General features: G+C 73.7%; 6 protein-coding genes and 1 pseudogene. 6 read left to right on the top strand and 1 reads right to left on the bottom strand.

The features are described 5' to 3' along the window. A pseudogene (locus DZG00_RS12440) lies at positions 1–352 on the top strand (Rne/Rng family ribonuclease); the annotation flags it as partial. Between the two features lie 84 nt (positions 353–436). On the opposite strand, the gene DZG00_RS12435 reads toward DZG00_RS12440, so the two are convergent. Then, positions 437–715: a DUF4031 domain-containing protein gene (locus DZG00_RS12435; protein ID WP_119382709.1), complete on the bottom strand. Its 279-nt coding sequence runs from the start codon at positions 713–715 to the stop codon at positions 437–439. 291 nt (positions 716–1,006) lie between these two features. On the opposite strand from DZG00_RS12435, the gene rplU reads away from it, so the two are divergent. The 5 genes from rplU to DZG00_RS12410 all read left to right on the top strand — a co-directional run. Next, entirely contained in the window at positions 1,007–1,315 is a 309-nt protein-coding gene (gene rplU, locus DZG00_RS12430) for a 50S ribosomal protein L21 (protein WP_012038175.1), read from the top strand. 24 nt (positions 1,316–1,339) lie between these two features. Then, entirely contained in the window at positions 1,340–1,594 is a 255-nt protein-coding gene (rpmA, locus tag DZG00_RS12425) for a 50S ribosomal protein L27 (RefSeq protein WP_012299161.1), read from the top strand. Positions 1,595–1,714: 120 nt separating this feature from the next. After that, positions 1,715–3,256 carry a GTPase ObgE gene (gene obgE / locus DZG00_RS12420; RefSeq protein ID WP_119382708.1) on the top strand — a complete coding sequence of 514 codons (1,542 nt, stop codon included), beginning with the start codon at positions 1,715–1,717 and terminating at the stop codon, positions 3,254–3,256. A 3-nt stretch (positions 3,257–3,259) separates the two neighbouring features. Continuing rightward, a complete protein-coding gene (gene proB, locus DZG00_RS12415) occupies positions 3,260–4,039 on the top strand; it encodes a glutamate 5-kinase (protein ID WP_119382707.1) in 780 nt (259 codons plus the stop codon). Between the two features lie 57 nt (positions 4,040–4,096). After that, a partial coding sequence (locus DZG00_RS12410; RefSeq protein WP_119455676.1) for an aldehyde dehydrogenase family protein occupies positions 4,097–4,731 on the top strand: 635 nt, incomplete at its 3' end.

The raw sequence follows: 4,731 nt of genomic DNA, 5'->3' as shown, positions 1-4,731 counted from the left end.
CGCGCCCGCCGAGGCCCCGGAGCGCACGGAGCCGCAGGCGCCCGCCGCGGAGGCGCCTTCCGCTCCCGCGGAGGACCCGACGCCGGCCGACGCGCCCGTGGAGGAGCCCGCCCTGTCGACCCTCGAGCCGCGCGAGGCCATCCGACTCGAGCCGGTGCAGATCCTCGACATCCCGGTGGCGAGCACCCGCACGGCCCCGCGCCGCGTGATCTCGGCCGACGCGGAGCAGCTCCTCGGCTCCGTGCTCGACGCGCTGCCGCAGCCCAAGGAGCCGGGCCAGGGACGCTCGCGCAGCCGCCGGGTCTCGACCGCGACGCTCACGACGCCGGCCCCGACGGACGACGAGAGCTGAGGCAGCGGTCGCCCGCGGGGCGGCCGCACGACGCGAGGGCCCGGAGCAGACGCTCCGGGCCCTCGCGTCGCACCCGGGCTCCGCTCAGGGGGCGGGGGAGCGCCGCTCGCGCTGGGTGACCCGCAGCCCGCTCGCCTGCAGACGCCGCACGAGATCGCGGTTGGAGACCGGCAGGGCGCCGCGTGCCACGAGCTCCGCGTAGCGGTCCTCCGGCACGTCGTAGTGGTCGCGGTCGAAGGCCCGCTCGGGGATCCCGGCTGCCCGGGCGAACGCGTGGAGCTCCTCGAGCGACGCGTCGCTCACCAGGTGCGCCCAGAGCGTGCCGTGCGCGGGCCAGGCCGGTCGGTCGAGGAGCACGCTCATCCTGCGAGCTTAGGCAGGCGGTGCCGGCCGACGGACCGCGCGGATGCCGTGGATGCGCGCGACGCGCCCGGCGCGCATGCGTCGGGACGGCGATCCACTCGCGTATGATCGACCGAGGACGCCGGGGGTCCACGGAGTTTGACCCCTGTCCGGCGTTCCGGTAACGTGAGTCGCTGGCATGCGCTGATCCTCGGGATCGTGCGCCTGCAGCAGACTTCCTCCAATGATTCGGGCCACAGGGCGTCAAGTCCCCAGTGAGTCAAGCCCGCGAGAGAAAACAGGTACGGAAAAGTGGTTTACGCAGTTGTGCGCGCCGGCGGTCGGCAGGAGAAGGTCGAGGTCGGGACCATCGTCACGATGGACCGGGTCAAGAACCAGCAGAGCGGCAAGGTCGTGCTCCCCGCGGTCCTGCTCGTCGACGGCGACACCATCACCACGGACGCCGCGAAGCTCGCCGACGTCACCGTCAGCGCCGAGATCCTGAACGACCTCCGCGGTCCCAAGATCGTCATCCAGAAGTTCAAGAACAAGACCGGGTACAAGAAGCGCCAGGGGCACCGCCAGGACCTCACGCGCGTCCAGGTCACCGAGATCAACTAGCACCGAGACCGCAGGGAGATACAGATGGCACACAAGAAGGGCGCGAGCTCTACCCGCAACGGCCGTGACTCGAACGCCCAGCGCCTCGGCGTGAAGCGCTTCGGCGGCCAAGTCGTCGGCGCCGGCGAGATCATCGTCCGCCAGCGCGGCACGCACTTCCACCCCGGCGTCAACGTCGGCCGTGGCGGCGACGACACGCTGTTCGCCCTCTCCGCCGGCTCGGTGGAGTTCGGCGTCAAGGGCGGCCGCAAGGTCGTCAACATCGTCGTCCCGGCCTAGCGCAGGCCGACAGCACGGACGCTGCCGCGGCATCGCCGCGCAGCAACTTCAAGGGCGGGCCTCGGCCCGCCCTTGTCTGCGTTCCGCAGGGAACACCTCTAGAAGAAACGAGCACCAGCCATGGCGACATTCGTCGACACCGTGACCCTCCACCTGCGGGCGGGAAACGGCGGGAACGGCTGCGTCTCGGTGCGCCGCGAGAAGTTCAAGCCCCTCGCGGGTCCCGACGGCGGCAACGGCGGCAACGGCGGGGACATCGTCCTCGTCGCCGACCCCCAGGTCACCACGCTGCTGGCGTACCACCGCGGGCCCCACCGCTCCTCGCGCAACGGCGGACCCGGCATGGGCGACCACCGCCACGGCACGCTCGGCGAGACGCTCGAGCTGCCCGTGCCCGTCGGCACCGTCGTCAAGGACGTCGACGGCAACGAGCTCGCCGACATGGCCACGCCCGGCATGCGCTACGTCGCCGCCGAGGCCGGCCAGGGCGGGCTCGGCAACGCCTCGCTCGCCACGACGAAGCGCAAGGCACCCGGCTTCGCGCTGCTCGGCACGCGCGGCTACGAGGGCGACGTCGTCCTCGAGCTGAAGGTCGTCGCCGACGTGGCGCTCGTCGGCTACCCGTCCGCGGGCAAGTCGAGCCTGGTCGCCGCCATCTCGGCCGCGAAGCCGAAGATCGCCGACTACCCCTTCACCACGCTGCACCCGAACCTCGGGGTCGTCGAGGTGGCCGACTCGCGCTACACCGTGGCCGACGTGCCCGGCCTCATCGAGGGCGCGAGCGAGGGCAAGGGCCTCGGCCTCGAGTTCCTCCGCCACGTGGAGCGCTGCTCGGCCCTCCTGCACGTGCTCGACTGCGCGACGCTGGATCCCGGTCGCGACCCCATCTCGGACCTCGACATCATCCTCACCGAGCTCGCCGCGTACCCGGTCCCCGACGGCCAGGTGCCGCTGCTCGAGCGCCCGCAGCTCATCGCGCTCAACAAGATCGACGTGCCCGAGGCCCAGGAGCTCGCGGAGCTCGTGCGCCCGGAGCTCGAGGCGCGCGGCTACCGCGTCTTCGAGATCTCCACGGTGAGCCACGACGGCCTGCGCCAGCTGTCCTTCGCCCTCGCCGAGCTCGTCGAGGAGGCCCGCACCAAGGCGGCGGAGGAGCCCGAGGCGCCACGCATCGTCCTGCGGCCCCGCGCCGTCAACGAGAAGCCGTTCACCATCCGCGTCGACGGCGGCAGCTACGGCGACATCTACCGCGTCCTCGGCACCAAGCCCGAGCGCTGGGTGCAGCAGACCGACTTCACGAACGACGAGGCCGTGGGATACCTGGCCGACCGGCTCGCGAAGCTGGGCGTCGAGGACGGCCTGTTCAAGGCCGGCGCGGTCGCCGGATCCAGCGTCGTGATCGGCGAGGGCAGCGGCGTCGTCTTCGACTGGGAGCCCACCCTCACCTCCACCGCGGAGCTCATCACGAGCCCCCGCGGCGCCGACGCCCGCGTCGACCCCCTCAACCGCCGCACCAACCAGTCGCGCCGCGAGGACTACTTCGCGCGCATGGACGCCAAGGCCGAGGCCCGCGCCGAGCTGGTGCGCGAGGGCGAGGCCGGCCTGTGGGCCGACGAGGACGGCGCGACCGACGACCAGGCGGCCGCGGACGAGAAGGCCTGACGCGTGGGCACGACCACGCGCGCGGGCATCGCGGGGGCGCGGCGCATCGTCGTGAAGGTCGGCTCGTCGTCCATCAGCGGCGACAACGCCGGGCAGATCGCGCCCCTCGTGGACGCGATCGCGGCCGCCCACGGGCGCGGCGCCGAGGTCGTCCTCGTCTCCTCCGGCGCCATCGCGACGGGGATGCCGTTCCTCCGCCTCGAGGACCGCCCGGCCGACCTCGCCACCCAGCAGGCCGCCGCCGCGGTCGGCCAGAGCGTGCTCATCTTCCGCTACCAGGAGAGCCTCGACCGCTACGGCATCGTCGCCGGCCAGGTGCTCCTCACGGCGGGCGACCTCGCAGCGCCCGACCACCGGGAGAACGCCCAGCGCGCCATGGAGCGGCTGCTGGGCCTGCGGCTCCTGCCCATCGTCAACGAGAACGACACGGTGGCCACGCACGAGATCCGCTTCGGCGACAACGACCGGTTGGCGGCGCTCGTCGCCCGGCTGGTCGACGCCGACCTGCTGCTCCTCCTCTCGGATGTGGACGCGCTCTACACGCGCCCCCCACAGGAGCCGGGTGCCCGGCGCATCGAGCACGTGGCGTTCGGCGACGAGCTCGAGGGCGTCGAGATCGGCAGCACGGGCACCGGCGTCGGCACCGGGGGAGCGGTGACGAAGGTCGCGGCGGCGCGCCTCGCCGCCGAGGCGGGCACCGGGGTGCTCCTCACCTCCACCGCGCAGGTCGCGGAGGCCCTCGCCGGCGCGCACGTCGGCACCTGGTTCGCGCCCCGCGGCTGAGCCCGCCCCGCACTCCTCGCCCCGGCACGCGGGCCGCGCCTGGCTAGGCTGCCGTGCATGCCCTCGAACGCCTCCGCCTCACCCGCCGTCGTGCCCACCACCTCGGCCGGGCCCGTGGAGCCGCAGCAGGACGCCGATCTCCAGCTGATCCTCGAAGGCGCCCGGACCGCGTCCACGGCTCTCGCCGCCAGCACGTCCGGGCAGCGCGACGCCGCGCTCGACGCCATCGCGACCGCCCTCGTCGCGGCCGCCGACCGCGTCGTCGCGGCCAACGGCGACGACCTCGCGGCGGGCCGAGCGTCCGGCCTGGCCGCTGGCCTCCTCGACCGGCTGACGCTCGACGCACGGCGCGTGGCGTCCCTGGCCGACGCCGTCACCGGGATCCGGGGGCTCGACGACCCGCTCGGCCACGTGGTCCGCGGCCGCACGCTCCCGAACGGCCTGCTCCTCTCGCAGGTGCGCGTCCCCTTCGGGGTCGTGGGCGCGATCTACGAGGCGCGTCCCAACGTCACGGTCGACATCGCCGCCCTCGCGCTGAAGAGCGGGAACGCCGTCGTGCTCCGCGGCGGATCCGCAGCCCTCCGCACCAACGCCGTCCTCGTCGACGTCATGCGCGGCGCCCTCGAGCGCGCGGGCCTGCCCGCCGACGCCGTGCAGACGGTCGACGTGCACGGGCGCGCGGGCGCGGCGCG

The organism is Clavibacter lycopersici (assembly GCF_003576405.1).
In the GTDB taxonomy this organism is placed as follows: Bacteria; Actinomycetota; Actinomycetes; order Actinomycetales; family Microbacteriaceae; genus Clavibacter; species Clavibacter lycopersici.
The sequence above is the reverse complement of the archived record's forward strand: the minus strand, read 5'-3'. Positions and strand labels throughout refer to the sequence as shown.